At 32.8% G+C, this 22,661-nt stretch carries 28 protein-coding genes and 1 tRNA gene; 14 read left to right on the forward strand and 15 right to left on the reverse strand.

Annotated features, from left to right (window positions below; genetic code table 11):
- On the reverse strand, positions 1–1,197 hold the full coding sequence (locus tag ACW9W4_RS04355; RefSeq protein ID WP_457761264.1) for a hypothetical protein: 1,197 nt from the start codon (positions 1,195–1,197) through the stop codon (positions 1–3).
- A gap of 83 nt (positions 1,198–1,280) precedes the next feature.
- On the opposite strand from ACW9W4_RS04355, the gene ACW9W4_RS04360 reads away from it, so the two are divergent.
- The gene (locus tag ACW9W4_RS04360) at positions 1,281–2,162 is read left to right on the forward strand and encodes a methyltransferase domain-containing protein (RefSeq protein ID WP_457761265.1); all 882 of its coding nucleotides are present in this window, start codon (positions 1,281–1,283) and stop codon (positions 2,160–2,162) included.
- Between the two features lie 18 nt (positions 2,163–2,180).
- Here ACW9W4_RS04360 and ACW9W4_RS04365 read toward each other — a convergent pair whose 3' ends face one another.
- Positions 2,181–2,306, reverse strand: coding sequence for a hypothetical protein (locus ACW9W4_RS04365; protein WP_457761266.1), 126 nt, complete (start codon positions 2,304–2,306; stop codon positions 2,181–2,183).
- A gap of 143 nt (positions 2,307–2,449) precedes the next feature.
- The gene (locus ACW9W4_RS04370; RefSeq protein ID WP_457761267.1) at positions 2,450–2,683 is read right to left on the reverse strand and encodes a hypothetical protein; all 234 of its coding nucleotides are present in this window, start codon (positions 2,681–2,683) and stop codon (positions 2,450–2,452) included.
- Positions 2,684–3,022: 339 nt separating this feature from the next.
- Between ACW9W4_RS04370 and ACW9W4_RS04375 the strand changes: the two genes are divergently transcribed.
- Both ACW9W4_RS04375 and ACW9W4_RS04380 read left to right on the forward strand, forming a co-directional pair.
- Positions 3,023–3,274: a hypothetical protein gene (locus ACW9W4_RS04375; protein ID WP_457761268.1), complete on the forward strand. Its 252-nt coding sequence runs from the start codon at positions 3,023–3,025 to the stop codon at positions 3,272–3,274.
- 60 nt (positions 3,275–3,334) lie between these two features.
- The gene (locus ACW9W4_RS04380) at positions 3,335–3,640 is read left to right on the forward strand and encodes a hypothetical protein (protein WP_457761269.1); all 306 of its coding nucleotides are present in this window, start codon (positions 3,335–3,337) and stop codon (positions 3,638–3,640) included.
- A 13-nt stretch (positions 3,641–3,653) separates the two neighbouring features.
- On the opposite strand, the gene ACW9W4_RS04385 is transcribed toward ACW9W4_RS04380, so the two are convergent.
- The gene (locus ACW9W4_RS04385; RefSeq protein WP_457761270.1) at positions 3,654–4,517 is read right to left on the reverse strand and encodes a prohibitin family protein; all 864 of its coding nucleotides are present in this window, start codon (positions 4,515–4,517) and stop codon (positions 3,654–3,656) included.
- A gap of 102 nt (positions 4,518–4,619) precedes the next feature.
- On the opposite strand from ACW9W4_RS04385, the gene ACW9W4_RS04390 reads away from it, so the two are divergent.
- Positions 4,620–5,048 carry a hypothetical protein gene (locus ACW9W4_RS04390; RefSeq protein WP_457761271.1) on the forward strand — a complete coding sequence of 143 codons (429 nt, stop codon included), beginning with the start codon at positions 4,620–4,622 and terminating at the stop codon, positions 5,046–5,048.
- A 29-nt stretch (positions 5,049–5,077) separates the two neighbouring features.
- Here ACW9W4_RS04390 and ACW9W4_RS04395 read toward each other — a convergent pair whose 3' ends face one another.
- Entirely contained in the window at positions 5,078–5,377 is a 300-nt protein-coding gene (locus ACW9W4_RS04395) for a hypothetical protein (RefSeq protein ID WP_457761272.1), read from the reverse strand.
- Positions 5,378–5,521: 144 nt separating this feature from the next.
- On the opposite strand from ACW9W4_RS04395, the gene ACW9W4_RS04400 reads away from it, so the two are divergent.
- The 3 genes from ACW9W4_RS04400 to ACW9W4_RS04410 all read left to right on the forward strand — a co-directional run bounded on the left by ACW9W4_RS04400 (position 5,522) and on the right by ACW9W4_RS04410 (position 6,620).
- Positions 5,522–5,710, forward strand: a complete 189-nt coding sequence (locus ACW9W4_RS04400) for a hypothetical protein (protein WP_457761273.1) — start codon at positions 5,522–5,524, stop codon at positions 5,708–5,710.
- A gap of 292 nt (positions 5,711–6,002) precedes the next feature.
- A complete protein-coding gene (locus ACW9W4_RS04405) occupies positions 6,003–6,164 on the forward strand; it encodes a hypothetical protein (RefSeq protein WP_457761274.1) in 162 nt (53 codons plus the stop codon).
- 33 nt (positions 6,165–6,197) lie between these two features.
- Complete coding sequence (locus ACW9W4_RS04410; RefSeq protein WP_457761275.1) at positions 6,198–6,620, forward strand: hypothetical protein; 423 nt, start codon at positions 6,198–6,200, stop codon at positions 6,618–6,620.
- Positions 6,621–6,714: 94 nt separating this feature from the next.
- On the opposite strand, the gene ACW9W4_RS04415 is transcribed toward ACW9W4_RS04410, so the two are convergent.
- From ACW9W4_RS04415 to ACW9W4_RS04435, 5 genes are all read right to left on the reverse strand, one after another.
- Entirely contained in the window at positions 6,715–7,578 is an 864-nt protein-coding gene (locus ACW9W4_RS04415; protein ID WP_457761276.1) for a cupredoxin domain-containing protein, read from the reverse strand.
- A gap of 226 nt (positions 7,579–7,804) precedes the next feature.
- A tRNA-Met gene (locus tag ACW9W4_RS04420) sits at positions 7,805–7,919 on the reverse strand.
- Between the two features lie 43 nt (positions 7,920–7,962).
- Positions 7,963–9,624 carry a DNA topoisomerase I gene (locus ACW9W4_RS04425; protein WP_457761277.1) on the reverse strand — a complete coding sequence of 554 codons (1,662 nt, stop codon included), beginning with the start codon at positions 9,622–9,624 and terminating at the stop codon, positions 7,963–7,965.
- An 81-nt stretch (positions 9,625–9,705) separates the two neighbouring features.
- On the reverse strand, positions 9,706–10,533 hold the full coding sequence (locus tag ACW9W4_RS04430; RefSeq protein ID WP_457761278.1) for an SDR family oxidoreductase: 828 nt from the start codon (positions 10,531–10,533) through the stop codon (positions 9,706–9,708).
- Between the two features lie 42 nt (positions 10,534–10,575).
- A complete protein-coding gene (locus ACW9W4_RS04435; RefSeq protein WP_457761279.1) occupies positions 10,576–13,086 on the reverse strand; it encodes a DEAD/DEAH box helicase in 2,511 nt (836 codons plus the stop codon).
- Positions 13,087–13,180: 94 nt separating this feature from the next.
- Between ACW9W4_RS04435 and ACW9W4_RS04440 the strand changes: the two genes are divergently transcribed.
- On the forward strand, positions 13,181–13,957 hold the full coding sequence (locus ACW9W4_RS04440) for a DNA-methyltransferase (protein ID WP_457761280.1): 777 nt from the start codon (positions 13,181–13,183) through the stop codon (positions 13,955–13,957).
- Between the two features lies 1 nt (position 13,958).
- On the opposite strand, the gene ACW9W4_RS04445 is transcribed toward ACW9W4_RS04440, so the two are convergent.
- Entirely contained in the window at positions 13,959–14,306 is a 348-nt protein-coding gene (locus tag ACW9W4_RS04445; protein ID WP_457761281.1) for a Sec-independent protein translocase subunit TatA/TatB, read from the reverse strand.
- Positions 14,307–14,437: 131 nt separating this feature from the next.
- Here ACW9W4_RS04445 and ACW9W4_RS04450 point away from each other — a divergent pair, with 131 nt between their 5' ends.
- Positions 14,438–14,752 carry a P-II family nitrogen regulator gene (locus tag ACW9W4_RS04450; RefSeq protein WP_457761282.1) on the forward strand — a complete coding sequence of 105 codons (315 nt, stop codon included), beginning with the start codon at positions 14,438–14,440 and terminating at the stop codon, positions 14,750–14,752.
- Here the strand turns inward: ACW9W4_RS04450 and ACW9W4_RS04455 are convergent.
- The 3 genes from ACW9W4_RS04455 to ACW9W4_RS04465 are packed head-to-tail and all read right to left on the reverse strand — an operon-like array spanning position 14,749 to position 17,364.
- Positions 14,749–15,903 (reverse strand): MFS transporter, encoded by a 1,155-nt coding sequence (locus ACW9W4_RS04455; RefSeq protein WP_457761283.1) that lies wholly within the window; start codon positions 15,901–15,903, stop codon positions 14,749–14,751. The two genes, ACW9W4_RS04450 and ACW9W4_RS04455, sit on opposite strands and share 4 nt — an antisense overlap.
- Positions 15,900–16,589, reverse strand: coding sequence for a class I SAM-dependent methyltransferase (locus ACW9W4_RS04460; protein WP_457761284.1), 690 nt, complete (start codon positions 16,587–16,589; stop codon positions 15,900–15,902). The genes ACW9W4_RS04455 and ACW9W4_RS04460 overlap by 4 nt, the downstream gene beginning before the upstream one ends.
- 49 nt (positions 16,590–16,638) lie before the next feature.
- Entirely contained in the window at positions 16,639–17,364 is a 726-nt protein-coding gene (locus ACW9W4_RS04465) for an archaeal proteasome endopeptidase complex subunit alpha (RefSeq protein ID WP_457761285.1), read from the reverse strand.
- 110 nt (positions 17,365–17,474) lie between these two features.
- Here ACW9W4_RS04465 and ACW9W4_RS04470 point away from each other — a divergent pair, with 110 nt between their 5' ends.
- Together ACW9W4_RS04470 and ACW9W4_RS04475 are read left to right on the forward strand one after the other, a co-directional pair.
- The gene (locus ACW9W4_RS04470) at positions 17,475–17,858 is read left to right on the forward strand and encodes an ArsR/SmtB family transcription factor (RefSeq protein WP_457761286.1); all 384 of its coding nucleotides are present in this window, start codon (positions 17,475–17,477) and stop codon (positions 17,856–17,858) included.
- Positions 17,859–17,929: 71 nt separating this feature from the next.
- Entirely contained in the window at positions 17,930–19,204 is a 1,275-nt protein-coding gene (locus tag ACW9W4_RS04475) for a Glu/Leu/Phe/Val family dehydrogenase (RefSeq protein ID WP_179362340.1), read from the forward strand.
- A 2-nt stretch (positions 19,205–19,206) separates the two neighbouring features.
- Here ACW9W4_RS04475 and ACW9W4_RS04480 read toward each other — a convergent pair whose 3' ends face one another.
- Positions 19,207–19,584: a toprim domain-containing protein gene (locus ACW9W4_RS04480; RefSeq protein ID WP_457761287.1), complete on the reverse strand. Its 378-nt coding sequence runs from the start codon at positions 19,582–19,584 to the stop codon at positions 19,207–19,209.
- A 68-nt stretch (positions 19,585–19,652) separates the two neighbouring features.
- Here ACW9W4_RS04480 and ACW9W4_RS04485 point away from each other — a divergent pair, with 68 nt between their 5' ends.
- The 3 genes from ACW9W4_RS04485 to ACW9W4_RS04495 are packed head-to-tail and all read left to right on the forward strand — an operon-like array spanning position 19,653 to position 22,641.
- Positions 19,653–19,793, forward strand: coding sequence for a hypothetical protein (locus tag ACW9W4_RS04485; protein ID WP_179362338.1), 141 nt, complete (start codon positions 19,653–19,655; stop codon positions 19,791–19,793).
- A gap of 4 nt (positions 19,794–19,797) precedes the next feature.
- Positions 19,798–20,481: a type 1 glutamine amidotransferase gene (locus ACW9W4_RS04490; RefSeq protein WP_457761288.1), complete on the forward strand. Its 684-nt coding sequence runs from the start codon at positions 19,798–19,800 to the stop codon at positions 20,479–20,481.
- A gap of 39 nt (positions 20,482–20,520) precedes the next feature.
- On the forward strand, positions 20,521–22,641 hold the full coding sequence (locus tag ACW9W4_RS04495) for a 3-hydroxypropionate--CoA ligase (RefSeq protein ID WP_457761289.1): 2,121 nt from the start codon (positions 20,521–20,523) through the stop codon (positions 22,639–22,641).
- Positions 22,642–22,661 lie beyond the last annotated feature (20 nt).

The following is a 22,661-nucleotide window of genomic DNA, read 5'->3' on the forward strand; positions in this document are numbered from 1 at the left end:
TTACAAACTCAGTTTTTTAAGATATAGTTGGGGATCCTTGAGTTCTCTGGTATTTGGAGGTACTTCTATCATTTTTTTGAAGGTATCTTTGCCTAATTTTTCATATAATATTTTTGTGAAATCCTTTCCCATGCTTTTTCTTATCTGATATGTAGAAAAATCTGTTCCCATAAACGTTGATAGATAATTTTGAAAATCTTTATCATCTTTTAGGATATCTTCAATGACAAATGCTGCCATTCCTTCCATTGCTGTAAATGCAGCATGATGTTGTTGGATTGGAACTAGCCATCTCTTGTAAATGTCCAATAATTCTGGAATTGATTCTCCAATTTTAGGATCTATTTCTACGTGTGTAAATGTCATAACATCAGGACCTATCTGTTCAATTAAGAAGTGATCTGGATTCAAAAAGAAAAACAAATTGGCTTTTTTTGCAAATGGAAAGTCATCTGGGACTGCTTGTAATTGACAATACTCTGATAATTTGTTGATTGTTTCATTATCTAATGATAATATGATTTGAGCCAATTCTTCATTTATTTTGTTTACTTCCATTGCTGCCCTTTTGTTTACTTGATGAAGATTTCCTTGTGTTGAATGAACTAATTCTTCAAGAACTGTCATTTTTACTGCTCCTATATATCCAGAGTTAACACTTTGAAATCTTGATTCATAAGGCTCACCTTGTTTATGCAGAATTATTTGTGGGTATCTTGATAAAATGAATTTATTTAAATAAATTTCTGAATCCAAATAATCTCCATATGTTGTTGTAATTTTAGAAATGTATTGAATAGCATATGTAGAATATACTAGATATTTTGCAGTGTCTTGTTGCATCAATTCTGCAATCTTTGTTAGGTTTTCTTTTGCAACTGCATTGAATAACTCTTTGACAAATTCTTTTGATTCTTTATCTGCAAATACTTTGTTTCCTTTAATTCTCTTCAACTCTTCTAATTCTGGAAATTTTAATGAAATATTTTCTGGAGTTTTAATCCCTACAAATTCTTCCACTTTATTTTTAAAATCAGGTAATATTTCACTCGCAATATCGTCCAATTCTCTGAATTGAACCTTGTTTGCAATATCATCCCTGGCCCTAGATGCTAGTTCTACAATCTCTTTTTCTTCATTAATTTCAACTGATAATTGTCCAAATAGGGCATCTGCAAACTCTTGAAATTCTCCCAATTTGCATAAAATTCCAAAATACTCAATTTAAGATTACCTTGATTTTTACTATCAAAGAAATTATTAATTCAAAATCCAGTCATTTGTCATCTGACATGTTAGAATCCAGTCTTGAATTTTTAAAATGTGTAAATTGTGGTTCAAAATTAGAATTAGATTCATTCAAACAAGATAAAGAAATCATTGAAGGCTTTTTAGAATGTCCAAAATGCAATGTATTGTATCCTATAATTGAAAAAATCCCAATCCTATGGAATGATTTCTCTCTTTATCTTTCATCACACAAAAAACTAGGTGGCAAACTCTATCAATTAATTGAAAATTCAAAACTCAAGAAATTTTGTAAATCTTCATTATTAACTACTACAACTCATGAAGACAGAACTGCTCTTGAAGAGCGATGGTCTCTGATATATGAAAATAGTAAATCTTCCAAATTTTACTCTGAAATAAAAAATAATCTCAATTCTTTACAAAAATCTAATCTTGTTTTAGAGTACGGGTGCTCTATTGGTACTATGACTTCTTTTTTAGCAAAATCAAACAAGATGGTATTTGGTATTGATAGATCATTTACTGCTTTAAGAATTGCAAAAAAATCTTATAAACAAAATCTTGATTATGTTGTAGCTGATTTCTTATCTCCAATATTTGGAAAGTTGCAATTTGATCTTGTTCTTGCTCTGAATGTTTTAGAGCTTGTAGAACCTATGGAATTTTTAAAACATATTTCAAAACAAATCTCTAAAGGCTATTTTGTTATTAGTGATCCCTATGATTTTGACAGGGGGATAAATTCTGTGAAAAAACCTCTTGATGAAAAATTATTACGCATGAATTTACAGAATTTGGACTTTGAAATCACCTCTCACACTAAAACTCCTTCTTACATATCATGGAATTTGAAACTTAATTCACGTGCAACTTTGAATTATAATGTTGATTTAATTATTACCAAAAAATAGTTTTTAATTATTTATTAATCACATGTCTACTCTTGTATTCTTTGATTGTTCCTTTAGTTTTTTGAACCATGATTTAGTTTTTGCATTGATTTCATTAAGCAATTCATCCATCTCTTTTTGATAAAGTTCATTTGGATCAGTCATTTCAAACCCTCATTGTGATTTAGATTAATTATGTATTATTTTGAATCTATTTAGTAATTTGTCTAATTACACTAGAACATACAAGCATCAATTCAAATCATTATCTGATTGACTTTTCTTCTTAAAAACCAAAAAATTATTATTTATTTTTTCTCATGCTCTTCTTCTGAAATTGTATATGTTTGATTGCAACTTCCACATCCATTTTTTCTAGTACCAAACCAGATTAGTGCTAAGGGTATTAGAGCATAAAGTAATATGGCATTTGGGAATCCAAATAATGATTCATTTCCAGTAAAATATCCTGATATTATCACTGCAAACATGCCAAGTGCAATGATTCCTGAAATTTTGTTTAATTTGTCCTTTGTAGCCATTGACATTTTCACTTATTTTTAATATTTAATAAAACATCCAAATGAAATTGATTTTTATCCACATGAATTACATTCAAATTTCTTTTTAGATTGATGGGCTTTTTCCATATGTCGTAATGTTCTCTCTGAATCTGAAAATTTCATGTCACATTTTGGGCAAATATTGCCCACAATGATTTCTTTTTTGCGTGAAAATAGCCCCATATTTTTTTGTGAATTATTTACAATAAAACTCTTTTACTCAATTGAGATTTGTGACAATTCCGGTAATTTGAAAAAATAGAGCCTCAAATCAAATAGCAATTAATTTAAGAATCAAAAAGTACTATTTTTTTTATCATGGTAAATTATTTTATCAATAAAATAAAACGTGTTTCAAATAGACCTTCAAGCTGCGTGAATTGTAATGGCTTAGATCTTAAGGTTGACGCAGTTTTAGCTACCATTGGCCCGTCTGAGACAAATGCAGACTATGTGTTATCTATCTTGTGTCTTTCTTGTGAAACATTGATGATAATCACTACTCATTCAGAACTGGTTGTTGGAATTCATCATACAGTTGGAAATCAAGTAACCATGCGTAATTCTTGAATAGATAAAATTCCATAGTAAAGAACAACAATGAAATACTGAAATCATGTCTAATTGTACATGGCTGCAATTATTATTATTCCAATTCTTATCGTTGCAATAATTGGATTATCAAGCTATCTAGCTTATCGATTTTTAATTTATGATTTGTATTGTAAAAGATCTGTTAATCAATCCCTTAGAAAATACAATATCAAAAAAACCCCCTCTGAAATTATCAAGGAGTATTATGAAAATAAAGGGGAAAAAATATCACATCAGGAAATTCAAAACCTTGAAAAAAATTATAGACAAAATGAACCTGAACAATTTCTTGCAATGTATGATGCAATAAGAGATTATAACAAAAACAAAGATAACGACTAAGTTTTTTAAATATCTAAGGTTTTACTGGGATTGAAATGAATGGAGTGCCACCTTCACCTACTACTAGAGGTAATTTACCATCCCAAGCTTGTGTTTTTAGCCAATCAAGATAATTTGGATTCTCAGCTAATGCTCTATTGATAATACCAATTGCTTCTGCTTCACCTTTGGCTTCTGCAATGTTTGCATTTGCCAAACCTACTGCATTTGCCTCTGCTTGTCTTGCTTCAACTTCAATTCTTTTCAAGTCGTTTTCTGCTCTAAGTGCATTTTGTTCTGCTTCTACTTTAGATTCAATTGCAGATGCAAATAATGCGGAGAATTCAAAGTCTGTAATTGAGATTACTTCTGTTACAACATTAAATTGATTTAGTCTCTCTCTAATGGAAAACTCGATATCTTGTTTGACTAGAGGTCTTTTTGTAATTAATTCTTCAGCATTATAATTTGCAGTTACTTGTTTGACAGTTTCTTCTATAGCTGGCTGAATTACTCTATTCTCATAATCAAGTCCTAAATTTTTGTATAAATGGTGTACTTTTTCTTTATCTGGATAATAATTGACGGTAACAGTTGTTTCTACTGTTTGCAAATCTCTTGATGCACTTCTAGCTTCACTTGCATACTTTAGAGTTCGAACTTCGATATTTACTACTTCATCTTGGAAAGGAATAACAAAGTGAATTCCTTCTTCAAGCGGTGGTTTTGTAAGATCAACTGCACTCCAGTGTAATAGTACTCCTCTATGACCTGATTCAACTATTTTTACCGAAGATGATGCTACTACACCAATTATAATGAGAAGGAAAATTGCAACTAAAACTACTTTTGCTCCATTCATGTTGACATTCACTTTAGGAGATTGATATTTTGACACTATGTTTAGACCTCATCTATCTACTATATACCAATCTACTCCCTATTTCCGGTGCTTTTTCTACTCTCAACAAATTTATGCCATCTATGTATGCATGAATTAATGGCCGAGCCAAACTTTTCTTGGATTTACATTATTATTTTCTTGGCAATTCCACTAGCTAGAATAATTCCAAGGCTTTTAGCAAAAAAAGGCATAGGAAAGAGTTTCTTTAAGCCACAACAACCAAAACCATTTGAACCTAGTTTTGTTAAACCTGCTCAAGACCGTCAATCAGAGCCTTTAGAGCATACGATGGATTCCTCAAAACCTCAATCAAAAAATGATCTTGTTTTAGGAGCACTAAACAGAGGTTCAAAATCTTTTGAAAGTATCCAAAAAAATACTGGATTAGATAGTCAAGATCTTGATACTATTTTAGAAGATTTGGAAAAAAATGGATTGCTAAAAGTAGTTCAAAAACAAGGTATGTTTGGTCCAAAAACTGAACTATATCCAACTGATAAGGGATTCAAGGAATACTATTCTTAGATATCTACATAGGACTAATTCTAAAAAAATTAATTTGTTGGATTCATTGCAGCCGCTCTGTCTTTGACTTTTTGATCCACTAGAGCATTGATATACTGACCTGGTTTGGCATTACATTCGCCTATGTTGACTGAATAACCATCCATAGTTTCAGCAATACATCCTGATTCTGTAATTGCTATCACCTTGACAATCTCTATGTTTGTTTCAGGTGCAGTATAGAACATCAAATATGCAAAAAGCAAGCCTGCTCCTAGAGCAATTACTCCGCCTATAATGAATGTGGAATTATTACTTGATTTTTTATTGGATGATTGATCTACTGCCATATTTTATTCTCTCACATTCTAAATAAAAACAACATACTTGTTTCTCAACAATGGTTTAGACCTTTATGGATTCAATTATACAGATTTTTTTTAGCAAGACATATGACTGTCAACATTAATCTACTATGACATTCAAATTGTAGTATGGCAAGTTATACTGCACAAGTGAATACAATACACAAAAAATTCACTAATGCGTTAAAAAAGGCAAAAACAAAACAGACAATCAACAAGGCATACAGTGCTCACAAAAAAGATCATGAGAGTTTACTCAAAAAACATTTGGCTGAAGAAATGAGAGAAATAAAAAAAGCCAAAGCACAATTAGGCTAGTTGAAAATATTTTTTTCTTTTATTTTTTTATATTAATTTTTATCCCAAAAACAATTCATATCTTATTAGGTTAAATTTCCAACATTCTGCAAGTGAATTCCAATAAAGGCAGACTTCCACTGAAGGGAGTGTGCAATTGTCTTATCACGAATTCACTATGCCATAATGGTGATTCAAATTATTAAGGCAAATCCTAGTTGACATTATTCAGAATATAATCAACCGGTTGTGTTGTTCTTAATTTTGAACAATTTTCATCTGCCTAAATAACTACTTTGCATCTAATATCTTCATGAATCAAATCACAATAGAAGCACAAAATCAAAGTCCACAATCTGGAATGGTTGGAAATGAGTCCAAAAAACCTTTCTCAACTAGTGTTCTTGCTATGGATTTGATTGGTTTAACATGGATCTTCAAAAAAGATGAAGAACTGCTTGAGGAACTCAAGTAATTATACTTAATCAACTAGGAGGAGGTGCGATATATGAGTAAAATAGAAAACACAAGTAATCACAAAGATGTCTATTCTATATGGAAAGATGGTATGGATAATTTCTATTCAACAATAGAAAAATCAATCCCACAATTCCATCAAGCAGCTACTAATCTGTTTCAAGAATATACTAAAGCATTGAATAATGTATCATCATCAATTGTTGATATACATAGAGAATTTGCAACAAAGGCTGGAATAAAATCCAATCTTCCAGAAGCATCAATCAATATGATATATGATTCAGCAGAAAAGATTAACAAATCATTGGATGTTCAAACTAAGATGTCAATTGCATCAATTGATGCAACACAACAAAACATCAAGACATGGAATGAAAATTCAACTGCTTTTGTTAATATCAACAAAAGTATAGCTGACTCTTTGATTTCCCCATTTAATCCAAAAATATAATGGAGGCTTTTTCTCCATTTTTTTATTTCTTTTGTATTAAAATTATTTAATTTCACAATAGGGGATTACAAAAGAAAAAGAAAAAAATTATTGTTTAAAGTCTTGGAATGATTCGTGATTTTGTAGTTATTCCTATGATGCTGATTATAGATACTACGAGTATCATCATTGCAACAGTTCCAAATTCAGGCACCACCTGTTTTTTTGCAATTTCACCAAATACTTCTTGATATTGTCCATCATGTCCAAACCCAATCGCATTAACAGTAATTGTGACAGGTGAAGCATCAGATGCATCAATTGTCAAAGATTTTGTTGTATGGGTGTTAGTCATAGGGCCTGCATGTACATGTCCTTCTTCATTTAACAATACTATTGTTCCATGTATTGCTTGTATGTTGTAGGTAATGTGCTCTGCAGGATTATCATTCAAATCTGTAATTGTAACATCTATAGTCATTACCTCATTTGCTAATCCATCACTAGATTCAATATTTGCAACAAGGTTATCGATTTTGGCATTTGATTCAACAGTTGAGCCTATTGTAATAGTGCCCAATTCTTTTTCAGTACCTCCACCAACAGTTACAAACACTTGTCCTAACATCCAAGGATGAACCGTACAAAAGTAATCGTATTTTCCAAGTGTGTCAAACGTATGTGAGAATGTAGTACCTGCCATGAATATACTGCTATCGAAGATTCCATCAGGAGATCCTGGCATTCCACTTGTTACAGTGTGTGCTGCAGAGTCATCATTGCTCCATACAACCTCATCACGAGGATTAACTGTAATCACATATGGAATAAAACATTCGTTTGTTTCTTCACATCCAGTAGTGGAAGATCCTTGTGGTAGGCTAACTGAAACTTGTTCGGCAAATACAAACGATGTTGTAGTCATAATGAATCCAATTAGGATCATTGAAGTTAGTATTAGTTTTTGATTATTAGTCATTAGATTAAAGATTGAAGATTGCAGTAAAAACCTTGTCGGAGTTTTTAGACTATTTTTGATGTTGTGTATTGTATGATTAGTTTGAAACTTTTCAAAAACTGCCTAGTTCTGCATAGTTATGTCTCTGATTGGGTTTCAAACTACATATTTTTCAAAAATAGCATAGTTTGGCATAGTTTTGAACCTGTAATGTGGGATCTTGTACTTGATGTTATAGAATAATGTGTGCCGGGGGCGAGTTTCGAACTCGCGACCTCCAGATTATGAGTATTGCCTTAGTTGGAGAACCGTTAGAGTTTACCAATTGAACTGGCACTCTAACCAGGCTGAGCTACCCCGGCATAATATTAGGTCAAAAATTTGGGAAATTAAATGATTCTAATTTTACTTTATATCCTTCCAGAGGACATTTTCATTTTTGACCCATAGGAATTTCTTTTGTAAAGCAGAAGTGTAGAGTTTTTCCCATTCGGCCCCAACTTCATCTGTCCATGCTTTGAAGACTCTAGGATCAATGTAATTTCTTAAAGATGTTCCAATGTTGTAATCTTTGGTTTTTTCAGACAAATCAATCTGTAATCCTAATTTTTCTAATCTTTCTTTGTGCTTTGATTTTTGCTTTTTGATTTGTTCATTTAATGTCTTAATTCTTTTAGTTTTACTTTTCTTTTGAGTATCAGTTTTGGGAGCACTTGATTCTACTTTTTTGAGTGTTTCTTGGGTTTTCTTCCATGCTTGATCTTTTTCTGCCTTTTTCAAAGTGTCTCGTTTCTTTTGTAGAGATTGCTCAAATGTTTTTGGAATTGTTCTCTTGTGGTTACACATCATGGCAGCTTCGAGATTTGCCAATTTTGCATGGTATAGTTTCTCAGTAGCTGATTTTCCTTTCATGTTATCATGTTCTACGAGATAGTTCTTGACTACATTTGTAGCAAGATATGTTCTGAATACTTTGGCTGTTAGACCTTTCACTATACTGGAATAATACACATTGACATGTCTTGATGTAATGTCATCAAAAATCTCATCTTTTGGTTTTTTCTTTTCTACCAGTTTTTTTAGATTTTCATGAAATTGTTTATCGTGACCTTCTGCTACTACTGTTTCTTGCCATCTTACACTGTCTTTACCTAGAAAATCAAACTCTATAGAATTTGCAGTAATTTTGATATGTTCTTTTCTTAGGGTTGTAGCGCCTACTGTGTCTGCCTCATCAGGATCTTTTTCGTCTCCTACCCTCATTGCAGTTCTATAAATCAAATAACACGCAGTAGCAATTCTGCTGATTTTTGGATCCTTACTTTTCATGTCTTTAACAATTCTGTCTTTTATCTTCTCAATTTCATTTGCAAGTTTTACTGCTTTTTCATATTTTTCTTTGTCTCGACCTTGTTTTAATCCCGCAGTATCTGCTAACCAAACATATTTTCTTTTTTGTGTTAGAAAATCCATCCAACTAGCTAACCACATGGAATCTTTATCATGAATAATCTTCCCCCATTTTCCTTCAGGTACTTTGGCTTCTTTTCCAAGATTTAGTGTAACATCTTTTGCAGTAACTGGTGGTTTCCATTTTCCTCGGAGTGGATGTTCTCCACGTCCAATGAAAATACCTGGTGGTTCTGCCATGTAATTTCCAACTTCAACTTTTTCTCCATCCATGATGGCGACTCCGTATTTTTCTTTTAATTTCTCTCGTAATTCTTTTCGTTTTAAAGCAAGAGATTTTTTATCCTCCTTACTCATCATTTCTTTGAGGTCTTTTTCTTTGTCAACTATTTTGTAAGCGTTTGAAAAATCAATATCTTCATATGATATTTTTTTAAATTTTGAATCTAATGTTTTTGCAAAATCTGCAGTAAAGTTTTTCTGAAATACTTTATCTTGTGCATATGGAGTGTCTTTCTTTTTGGCCCACTGATACACCATTTCTTCTTGGGTTAAATTGAGATTTACAGTCTCCCCTTTGATCTTTATCTTAATTCCTTGAGCCTCATATGCAGGAGGAAACAAGATTCCATTGTGTTGTAGTGTTTTCCATTTCATTTCATTTCACCTTAAAATTGCGGACTTTGATGAATTTCTATACTATCTGTATATCAATTTAGCGTAGAAGTACGATGTTAGTTAAGGAAAGAGCTCTTTACTCATGTATTTCTCAAATTCTAGGTCTGTTTTCATCTTTTTTGCCTCCATAAACATGGCTGCGTCTGTACCTACCACATATCGTGGTAACATTTCATCATCGTGTATTGCCTTCATTACTACATCTGCAACTTGTGAAGGGGCAGTTCCCATTTCTACCATCATTTTGAGACCAGCTAAAATGTTATCAGTTAAGGTTTTGTATTTTGGATCAATTTTTGATTCTGGAACTTTCATTGAATTAAAAAAGTTAGTTTTGATAACTCCGGGTTCAATCATTGTAGTTTTAATTCCAAATTGACCTAACTCATATCTCAAACATTCTCCTAATCCTTCCAATGCAAATTTTGAACTGATATAAGCTGGGGAACCTGGTAATCCCATTCTTCCTACAACTGAACTAATGTTGATAATGTTTCCTGAGTTTTGTTTTCTCATTATTGGGGCAACCTCTTGAATAATTCTTACAATGCTGAAAAAATTTGTCTCAAATTGTTTTCTAAAATCATCTATTGTTAGATCTTCGGTACATCCAAACTGACCATATCCTGCATTGTTAACTAATACATCCAATCTTCCTCCTTCTGCAACAACTTTTTTGATTGCAGAAACAATTGATTGTTCGCTATCTACATCTAGTTCAATTACTTTTATTGGAAGATTTTCTTTTTTTGCAGCATGTTCTAATTCTACTGCTTTTTCAAGATTCCTCATACTTGCAAATGTGTAATATCCATCTCTTGCTAAAGATAATGTTGTTTCTAATCCAATTCCTGATGAACTACCTGTAACGAGAGCTACTTTTTCCATATTGATTCTAAATTCTTGTTATATTTATCCCATTTTGATTAATCATACTAGGGGTTTGTCACCTTCAGTAGGATCTATCAACTCCGTTTCTTCACCATCGTTGATTCTTTTAAGAATCTCTAGTGCAGAATATTTGTGGAGATATTCATTGTTATTTCCACATCTATATGAGAAAGTACATCTTGGACATCCTGATTCATTTTTGCAAGGGCATTCTTTTACGATAAACATACTTCTTTCAAGTGCCTTTTCAAATCTGTCATAGAGGGCTTTACTTGCTCCGCTGCCTCCAATGGCCCCATCATAGATGAAAATCAAGCCTGAAGTCCCTAATGATATACCTCCTAAATCTTGAGATACTCCTCCAGTAATCATATTGCTACCCTCAATTACTACATGTTCTGTTGCATGATATCCACTAGCTTCTGTATATTCCTGATCTTCAGATTCTTCAATTACTTTGAGTGGCCTTGGTGCATGAAATACAATTCCTTTAGTTACAAAATCATACTCTAATGGTGTGTCTAGTTGTACTTTTTCCCCCTGAGTTATTTCTTGTCCTAATTCGATATTGACATATCCATACACCTTTTTTTCAATATGCAATTTACAAAATGCTACTTCCATTCCATTTACTTTTCTTCTTTCATAAACTGTTTCAATTGTGGGCCATTCTTCTGTTAATGATTTTGTATAGTATGGATAATCTCTTGGAATTCTTTCTAGTTTTGCATAGTTTTTTTCTGGATAATCAAATTCCTTTACCTTGTATCTAATACCTGCTAGAAAATAAATTGCATCTTTGTGTAGTTCTTCTAGTGCAATTGGTAAAACTCTGTCTCCTACTTTTTTTCCATCTAGGAAAATATCAATTGAATTACCAATTCCTCTGATACTATATTCACTTAACATAGAATTGATTTTATCAAAATTTGGAATAATTCTATTGTTAAATTCTTTTAAATTTTCATTAATTATGTGCTGTTCTATCACTCCTTGATGTTCCTTTAATTCGTGTTTTGAAATGGGTCTATCACATGCCATTGCTAAAATCTGAAATTCTTCAACAAAGGGATTTTTGGGATCGATGTATGTTTTTTCAATATCTTCAAAATAATCATCAGGATGATTTTTGTAATACTGTGAGATTGGATCATTTCCTAATGCCAAAAATGCATATCCTCTTTGACCTTTTCTAGCAGCTCTTCCTATTCTCTGAATTAATCTATTTACTGGAATAGTTGATGATATCACACAATCCACATTTCCCACATCTATGCCTAATTCGAGCGTGGGAGTGCATGAAATTGCTTGTAGTTGGTCTTCTTTGAATTGTCTTTCAACTGATGTTCTATAATTTGCCATTAATCCAGCTCTGTGAACTTTGATGTTCACTTTTTGTTTTTTTGCTTGGATTGCTAAAAGTTCTGAGTTTAGATGTGAATTATTAAAAACCATTGTCTTATGATTTTTTTGAGTTAGTTTCTTTGTTAACTCAACCATTAGTGCTCTCTGTGTTCGAAGTGAAGGGAAAAGCATCACAAAATCGGTTTTTCCTTTTTTACCTGAACCTTGAATTTTTTGCATTTTTTCACCAAATAATTTTTGACAAAATTCTTTTGCATCATCAAGAGTTGCTGATGCTGCTACAAATTGTAATTTATTGGTACAAATTCTCTTTAGTCTTTTTATGATATAGTGAACATTTGTTCCGAAAATTCCTGAATAAACATGGGCCTCATCAGTAATGAGAATCCTAGTAGATGATAACAATGAGGAAAATTTTGTTTGATGCCACATATGATAATGCAGTACATCAAAATTTGTAATTAAAATTTGAGGAGGATGATCAATTATTTCTCTTCGCTCTTCCTGTTTTGTATCTCCATCAAAAACTTTGACGTCCACTCCTATTCTCTCTGCAAATTTTTGAATTTTTGGATATTGATCTCGTGCTAATGCTTTTGTAGGATATACAAAAATTGCAAAAACATTCTCCTCTACAGATTCTTTTTTAATTCTTTGAATCACTGGAATCAAAAATGCTTCTGTTTTTCCAGATGCTGTAGGTGCTTCAATGATCACATTTTCTCCAAATGTAATTTCTTTGATGGCCTCTTCTTGAAATTTGTAAAATTGATTAATTTTTAGCTCCTTGAGATGCTCAGTTATTGATTCATCTAGTCCTAATTCTTCTACTTTACAGCCCATTTTAGGCTCAGGATTACTCAAAACCTTGTATTCTGAAATATAGTCTTTTTTTGAAAATAGGATTTCTTCAGTAATTTTATCTGGATTGTTTTTCCCTATCATTTCTTTAATCTCATCTTCTCCTCTCACAATTCCTTCATCTTTGAGGCCTCCAGATAACCCTCCCTCAGTTACTAGTCCTTTGTCAAATCTTGAAAGAAATTCTAGAAAGACTTCATCAGCATTTTTTGAAAATTCTAGCAGATCTTCTAATCCACATTTTTCACAAGAAACATGCATTTTTTTGTTGAATGTTTTTTGAATTCCAATTTTTGATTTACATTTAGGACAGGAGAATTTCAAGATCTACTTGATAAGTAATCGTTGATGATTTATTGTTTGATAGGTGTTATGGCCCACGACATTATTAAGCTAGAAGAGAGTCTTGAATTTAAAAATGAAAAAAATAGAAATTAACAAAATTTACAATCAAAACTGTATTGAAGGGATGAAATTAATCCCTAAAAATAAAATTGATCTTGTTATTACTGATCCACCATTTGCAATAAATTTTAAGGCTAAAAAGGCAAATTATAACAGAACTTCTTCTAGGGTATTATCTGGATACAATGAAATCAAACCTGAGGATTATTATGATTTTACATTTGCATGGATGAGTGAAGTTTTTAGAATTTTGAAGGATTCTGGCAGTATGTATATTTTTTCAGGTTGGAATAACCTCAAAGACATCTTATGTGCAATAGATGATGTTGGATTTACAACAATAAATCATGTAATTTGGAAATATCAGTTTGGAGTAGTTACTAAAAGGAAATTTGTTACTTCTCATTATCATTGTCTTTATGTCTGCAAAGATGATAAGACACGAAAATTTTTCCCATTTTCTAGGTTCAAAAAAGATGAAAAAACAAAAGATGGTCGAAGTCTTCATTATAGAGACAAGGAAGATGTTTGGGACATCAAAAGAGAATATTGGACAGGCGATGAAAAAACCCCCACCAAACTGCCTTCTGAAATTATTGAAAAGTTATTAGAATATTCAAGTGAAAAAAATGACTTGATATTTGATCCATTTCTTGGTTCTGGTCAAGTTGCAGTAGTTAGCAAATCTCTTAAAAGAAAATTTCTTGGTTTTGAAATAGTTCCAGATTATTACAAATTTGCAAAAAAACGCCTAGATACTAATACCTATAGAATTAAAAAATCAAAATAAATTATTCCTTTTTTTCAGGTTTATCTGTTCTTTTTTGACCAATTTTTGATGCAATACTTTCTCTTATCTCATCATCTGTCTTACCCTCTGTTTTTACGCCAGCTGATTTTGCAATCATCTCTAACTTTTCTCGCTCTGTTTCAACAGGTCCTGAAATTTTGGGAACCTCATCTGTGATATCTTTCATTTGCTCCTGAATTTCATTTTTGGCTTTATTGTATTCGTTAACTGCTTTTCCCATTTTTCTAGCAGCCCCTGGCAATTTCCCTGTTCCTAAAATCAAAACTAATGCTACAAAAATAATTATCATCCATTCACTTCCACCTATATTTAGTGAATACTCAAACATGCTTTGATCTTTTTTAAATTGAAATTAAACGTAATGTTCAAAATTTATGCCTAAATTACCAATTTCATCATTGAATATCACTAATGAGAATTCACGTATTGATTTAAAGAAATTTAGAACTGATAATTTTTATGAAAAAAATAGAAGCAATAGTTCAACCCGCAGTAAAAGATGCAGTGATTTCTGCAATCAAAAAAGTTGGAGTTGGCGGTGTAACTACTCATCAAGTACAAGGTCAAGGTGCACAGGATCCTCCACTAGTTGGACAATATTTCAGTAGAGATATGATAATTTGTGTTGTAGAAGATCCTAAACTAGATGATGTGCTAAATGCAATTACAAATGTTGCATGTACTGGAACTAAAGGTGATGGCAAAGTCTTTGTCACAAATATTGATGATGCGCTAGATCTCTGTACTAAAAAACGTGGAACAATGGATATCTAGTTTGAGATTCTTTGTGGTTCTAGTTTCTTTCTAGCATTTATTGCAAATAATGTGACTCCTATTCCTATGATACAAAACACAACATACGGTGTCTCATCTCCAAATGATTGTGTAATGGGACCTCCAATAGTTGGACCTATGGCCCAACCCATACCAAAAACTGTTTCATATGCTCCAATAATTTTCCCTGAAATCTGTTTTCTAGTTTTACTCAAAATAATTTCCAATGTTAACGGGAAGAATATGCTAAATCCAAATCCCATTAGAACTAGGGCTATTCCAAAAGTGAATATTGAATCTGCAACAACTGATATGGCTAACCCCACTGATACTGCAATTGTTCCTGCAATCAAAGTTTGACTGGTTCTTCTTGCAAACTTTCCTGCCAATGCAAGAGATACGACACGTGAAATTCCAAAAACAAAATACAATAGTAAAATGTCTGATGCAGACATTCCATTATCATTGAGAAATGCTGGATAAATTGTTAGGATTATCCCAAAGGATGAAGTGCAGAAAATTAATAATACTATAACTTCAGGAAATCTCTTCATTTCTTTAATTGATGAAAATGAGAATTTTCCGTGATGTTTTTTTACCTTTTTTCTTGAGGCTAAAAGTGACGTAATTATCGCAGCAGCGAGAATAAATGCTGCAATTTGGAATAGCACCCTGTATGTGACATCCACACCTTCAAGTAATGCTGTGCCAAGTAATGGGCCTACCATGAACCCCATTACAAAAAACATTGTAAACCATGAGATATTTTTTACCCTGTTTTTTTCAGAACTTTCATTTGAAATGATTGCTTCACAAGGTGGCCAGAAAAACGCATGAGCTACCCCTGTCATAATTCTAAATCCCATAATTTCTGGAACTGATTGTGCAATGGATAGAAGATAAACCGATGCAGAATTAATTGCTGCACCTAAAGATAACAAGTATCCATTGTTTATTCTGTCAAGTAGAATTCCTACAAAAAGTGGAATGAACATGTAAGGAATAAAATTTGTTAATCCAATCAGACCAAGTTCTGAATATGTTGCACCAATGACATTTTTTGCAAATACTGGAAGAATTGGACCGTGTAATCCATACGAAATCCCGATGATTAATCCCGTAATGTTGACTAGTATCAGAACTCTATTCATTTGTATGCGGCAACCATTATTGCCCCGCCCATAAGATCTTTCTCAAATTCTACTCTTGAAAATTTTTCTAGAATTAATCCTTCTAGTTTTTTGTTTTGTGGCCATCTTTTGTATGTGCCATATAGTGTTCCAAACTTTAATCCCAGTCTTCCCCCTGCGGCAAATGCAAGAATTGGTAGAATGCATCTTAGATAAAATGAAACACCTGCTCTGAAAAATACTTCATCTGGTTTTCCCAAATCAACAATTACAAATCTGCCATTTTTTTTCAACACTCTGTGAATTTCAGAAATTGCAATTTTCAAATTAATTGCATCCCTTAGTGAATAGCCACATAACACTGCATCAAATTCTTCATCTTTGAATGGAATGTGCTCAAAAACTCCATTTGCCATGTCTGGAGGTTCTTCAAAAAATGTACCTGTATTTTTTAACATTGGTACAAGTGGATCATACAGTGTGATTGAAATTTTCCCATCAGTTAGTTTCATTGCTGTTTTTGACATGTTTCCAAAACCTGAACCTGCATCTAGAATTTTATTTCCTGGAAATACTCTGTTTGTGATTCCTCGAGTACGATGTTCTTTATCTTTCCCTAATGAAATGATTGAATTGACTTTGTCATAAATTGGAATAATTTCTCGAAGTACTTCCATCACTTCTCCCCAATAACTTCCTAAACCCATAATCTATCGTCTCAGTATACTAGTTTGAATAGGTTTCAAATCAAAGAGTTTACTCTGGAGCAAACTTTGATGCGTTTTGAGAATAATTTTGTAGATCAGAGTCTGAAACCTTCTCAAACATTTTAGATTCAGTTGTAATTTTTGCCATCTTTATGTTATTTACTCCGTCTTTTGCTTCTGCTTTTAGATTAATTGCTGCAATAGCTAATGATGCTGCATCTTCTAAACTCAAATCCTCTTTGTAATGTTTTTCCAAAAATGCATTTACGTCATCAGACCCTGCTCCAATTGCAACTGCTGAAAATTGGACATATGTTCCGCTAGGATCTGTTACATAGATTGATTCACCTTTTTGATCAATTCCTGCAATAATCATAGAAACACCATTTGGACGTACTCCTCCATATTGTGTGAATTGATGAGCTTGATCTGCTAAATGTTTTGCAACTGTTGCAACTTCAACAGATTCATCATATGTCATTCTATTTCCCTGTGAGAAAAATCGTGCTCCATCAACTTGGACTCTTGCATCTGGAATGTATCCTGCTGCTGCAACTCCTATGTGATAATCAACTTGAAATATTTTTTGAGTAACATTGCTAGTTTGTAAAGTTCGAGGTTTCTCTTCAACTGCCATAATTACACCTTGTTTGCTGCTAACACCAATAGCCAAAGTTCCTCTTTTTACTGTCTCAATGGCGTATTCGACTTGGTATATTCTACCGTCTGGTGAATACATTGTAGGTGTCATATCGTAACCACGTGATGCCATCATATCATCACGAGTTCATTCTGAGTCAATTTAAGGGTAATTGTCTTGCCTGAATATGGAGTAGATCTGGAAATAGGGTTTTAAGTAAAATTGACTAATTGAATTCAAGAATTATGGTCAACCAACTCCTAGAATTCAAAGAAATTATTAGATCAAAACAAGTTTCAACCACAAGAAAAACCGATAAACAAACAAGGAAACTTTTACTTTACTTATTCACAAGCACCAGAGGTGGTTTTACGCGACTACGGATAATTATTCATCTTCTAGAGAAACCATACAATACACACCAATTGGCAAAGGAACTAGACCTTGACTACAAAGCAGTTCAACACCATATCAAAGTCTTGGAAAAAAACAATATGGTTTCAAAGATTGGAGAAAAATATGGCGCTATCTTCCATCTGTCAAATTTTCTAGAAATTAACATTGGTGCACTCGATGAGGCAATTGACAAATTAGATAGAAAGATGAATCACATCAAAGTCTATCTCTGATAAATTTTTGAATTTGCGATCTAATATTTTGAACTAAACTTAATATAATATGCACCGTTTTCCAAATCATCTTGGTCAAAAATGATCCGTTTGCAAATGCAACTGGACAAGTTAATGATGCTTGTGATATTTTAGGAATTAAAGATAAAGGTATTAGAGAATATTTGGCAATGCCAAACAAAGTTTTGCGGGTTAAAATTCCCGTAAAAATGGATAATGGTAAAATTAGAATTTTTACAGGTTTTAGAAGTCAACACAATAATGACCGAGGCCCATACAAAGGTGGAATTCGTTACTTTAATCCTGAAGGTGGCGTTGAATACATGGAACGCGAAGTCATGGCACTTTCTTCTTGGATGACATGGAAATGTGCAATTGTTGATGTGCCACTTGGAGGAGGTAAAGGTGGAGTTTATGTTAATCCAAAAACTGAAAAAATTAGTGAAGGCGAATTAGAACGACTCACTAGAGGATTCGCATTTAAAATTAATGAAATCATTGGTCCTGGAAAAGATATTCCTGCACCTGATGTATACACTACAGGAAAAGAAATGACCCAAATCATGGATACCTTTAACAAATTAAATGGAAATATTTCTACTCCTGGCGTAATTACTGGAAAACCAATTTCAATGGGTGGTTCACTTGCAAGAAATGTTGCAACCGGATTGGGAGCAGCATATACAGTTAGAGAAGCTGCAAAGACATTGAAACTGAATTTGAAAGGTGCCAAAGTTGTTTTACAAGGATTTGGTAATGCATCAACATTTGCAGGAGAGTATCTTGAAAAAATGGGTGCAAAAATTATTGGTGTCAGTGATTCTAAAGGTTCAATCTTAATTCCTAAAGGTGCAAAAGTTAGTGCAATTTTAGCTCACAAAGCAAAGAAAGGTTCAGTCGTTGGATTCCCTGGCAGTAAAAAAGTTTCAACTGAAGAATTACTTACAACAAAATGTGATGTTCTAGTTCCAGGTGCACTAGAGAATCAAATCAATGCAAAGATTGCAAAAAATCTCAAATGTAAAATAATTGCAGAAGCTGCAAATGGTCCAACATTGCCTGAAGCAGATCCAATTATCTATCAAAAGAAAATTCTAGTAATTCCTGATATTTTGGCAAACTCTGGTGGTGTCTGTATTTCATATTTGGAGTGGGTTCAAAACAATATGGGGTACTATTGGACTTTTGATGAAGTTGCTAACAAAATGGAGGCAAACATTACAAAGGGATTCAAAGACGCATATGCACTTAGTAAAAAGCACAAAATAGATATGAGAAAAGCAACTATGGTTTTAGCTGTTGAAAGAGTACTAGAGGCATTTAACCAAAAAGGTATTTGGCCATAATCTTAGGCTAAATAAGATTCGTAACTTACTAGTTGTTCAATAAACATTATTTTTCCTTTTGTAATCATGCGTAATTTTCTTTTGAAAGTGAGATCTACTTTTGTCCTTCTTTGCAATAACTGAATTGTCTTTCCAGTTAATGTTCTACCTTTTTTATCTCTATCAAAGAGAATGATTAATCTTTCAAATTTTGCTACAGAATCTGTAAAATTTATCATGCCTGTAAATCTATGAAATTCTAACACTTTTCCAGTATAGCCAATTTTCCTTAGTGCATTAGAATCTCGTTTTCCTTCAACTATTACAACACCATTTTCTATGGTGTTTAATTGAAAAATAAATTCTTTCAATTCTAAAATTTCTTGTTCTGATACTAGCATACTCTTTGATTGATTATGACATATTAAAACAGAGCATATTTTTACTTGCAAATAATTTATTGAGTAATATGAAAACTGAATTGGAAATTGCAGAATATAGAAAAGTAATTGAAGAAAGACTAGTGAAAACTGAATCCATGGATGCCATGAAATACTATCAAGGAGTACTCAGAAGTCTTGAGTGGGTAGTTACAGGACTAGAAGTTTAAGAAAATGTCAGATGTACTCCTTGTACAAAATACAAGAATAGAAGGTTCAGGATATCTGGGTGAACTTTTACAAAAAGATGGATTTGAAATCACATCAATAAATGCAAAACATGAAAAGATACCTGACAAAAATTTCTCTCTAGTTGTAATTTTAGGTGCACCTGAAAGTGCAAATGATGATTTAGATTATCTAAAGGCTGAGCAACTTTTAATCAAAACTTCTGTAGAAAAAAACATTCCCGTACTTGGAATTTGTTTGGGTTCACAATTAATTGCAAAGACATTTGGTGCTAAAGTGTATAGTGGACCAAAAAAAGAAATTGGGTTTTACCATGATTTGAAAATTAGTAACGAATCTTCATTATTTTCTGGTTTCAAAAACCCATTTACTGTTTTTCATTGGCATGGGGATACATTTGATTTACCTAAAGGTTCAGTCCAATTAGCCTCATCAGAGCATTATTCTAATCAGGCATTTCAATACAAGAGTGCAGTTGGGTTGCAATTTCATTTGGAGGTAAATGAGGAGATGGTGAATTTGTGGCTTGATAATACTGAAACACAATTACAAAAAATACCCTACATCGATCCAAAAAAAATTCGCTCAGATATTATTGAAAATATTTCAATTGTAAAATCAAATATGAATAATTTTTACAATAATTTCAAATTATCATTTGACCTTTGACCAAAGTTTAATATAGTTAATTCTAATTCCATCGATCGAATGGTAACTGCTGTGAAGAAAATTTTTGAAGAAATTATTCAAACAGATCACAAAGTCATCACTGAAGAAACATCAAAATCTATTCTCAAAACTTATGGAGTTAAAGTACCGCCTTATGCACTTGCCACTTCTGCAGACGATGCTGTAAAACAAGCAAAAAAAATTGGATTTCCTCTTGTAATGAAAGTTGTATCTCCACAAATTTTACACAAAACTGATGTTGGTGGAGTTAAAGTTGGAATTGATAATGTCAATGATGTAAAAAAGACATTCAATGACATGTATGGTCGTCTTTCTAAAAAGAAAGGAGTTGAAGTTAAAGGAATTCTTTTGGAAAAAATGGTTCCAAAAGGTGTTGAGTTAATTGTAGGTATTCAGAATGATCCACAATTTGGTCCAATGATTATGGCTGGATTAGGTGGTGTAATGACCGAAGTCTTCAAAGATGTTGCATTTAGAATGCTACCCATTACTACATCAGATGCAAAATCTATGATAAATGAACTCAAAGGCTCTAAACTCCTCAAAGGTTTCAGAGGCAGTGCACCAATTGATCTTAACATGGTGGCAAAAATGTTGGTTCAAATTGGAAAATTAGGCGTAGAAAATGCAGATTACATTAACAGTATAGATTTCAATCCAGTAGTCGTTTATCCAAAATCACACTTTGTAGTTGATGCTAAAATTATTTTAAATAATAAACTAAGAAAGAATTCAATTTCAAAAGAAAAACCAGTCATTACCTCAATGGAGTCATTCTTTACTCCAAAGTCTGTTGCTCTAGTTGGTGCATCTGCAACACCTGGAAAAATTGGTAATTCTGTATTAGATGCACTTGGAAAACAAGATTACAAAGGTAAAGTATATCCAATTAACCCTAAACAAAAATCAATTCTTGGAATCAAATGTTATCCATCATTAGATGCAATAACTGAAAAGGTTGATCTAGTTGTTGTTTGTATTGATCTTTCCTTATGTGGACCAATCATGAAGACTTGCGCTAAGAAAGGAATCCATAATGTTGTAATTGTTTCAGGTGGTGGAAAAGAACTTGGTGGCGATAGAGCCGCTATGGAAGCTGAAGTGAAAGAATTATCTCTAAAACACAAAATTCGTGTAATCGGTCCTAACTGTATTGGAATGTTCAATGCTGCAAATAGACTTGATTGTGCATTCCAAGGACAAGAAAGAATGGTACGTTCAAAATTAGGTCCTGTTGCATTTTTCTCACAAAGTGGAACCATGGGAATTAGTATGTTAGAAAGTGCTGATTTGTTTGGATTATCCAAGATGATTAGCTTTGGTAATCGTTCTGATGTTGATGAAGCAGATATGATATGGTATGCTGCAAATGATCCTCAAACTAAAGTAATTGGACTATACGTTGAAGGATTTGGTGATGGCAGAAAATTCATCAATACTGCAAAACGTGTGATGAAAGAGAAAAAGAAACCTATCGTTATTTGGAAGAGTGGTAGAACTGCTGCAGGTGCAAAACAAGCTGCATCTCATACAGGTTCACTTGGAGGCTCAAATGCAATGATTATGGGTGCATTCAAGCAAGCAGGAATTATTTCAGTTGATAGTTATCAAGAACTAGTTGGAGTCTTAAAGGCACTAGCATGGCAACCTCCTGCAAAGGGCAATCGTGTTGCTATGACAAGTAATGGTGCTGGTCCGATGATTGGTGGAATTGATCAATTGGAACGACTGGGGCTTACAATAGGAAAATTATCTCCAAAAATTATGAAAAATATTAAGGATCATTTCCCACCTACTGTTCCTATTCATAATGGAAATCCAGCAGATGTTGGTGGTGGTGCAACTGCCGATGACTATAGATTTGTTATTCAACAATTCTTAGATGAACAAAATATTGACATTGCAATGCCATGGTTTGTCTTCCAAGATGATCCACTTGAAGAAACAATTGTTGGTTATCTAGCAGAACTCTCAAAGAAAAAGAAGAAACCAATTCTTGCTGGAGGTAATGGTGGTCCATATACTGAAAAGATGATAAAATTGATTGAGAAACATAATGTTCCAGTTTATCAAGACCTTAGAACTTGGGTTGCAGCAGCATCTGCATTGGCTCAATGGGGCAAAGTCCTCGGAAAATAGAGAACATTTAATTCCTATAT

It is taken from the genome of Candidatus Nitrosopumilus sp. bin_7KS (assembly GCF_054095835.1).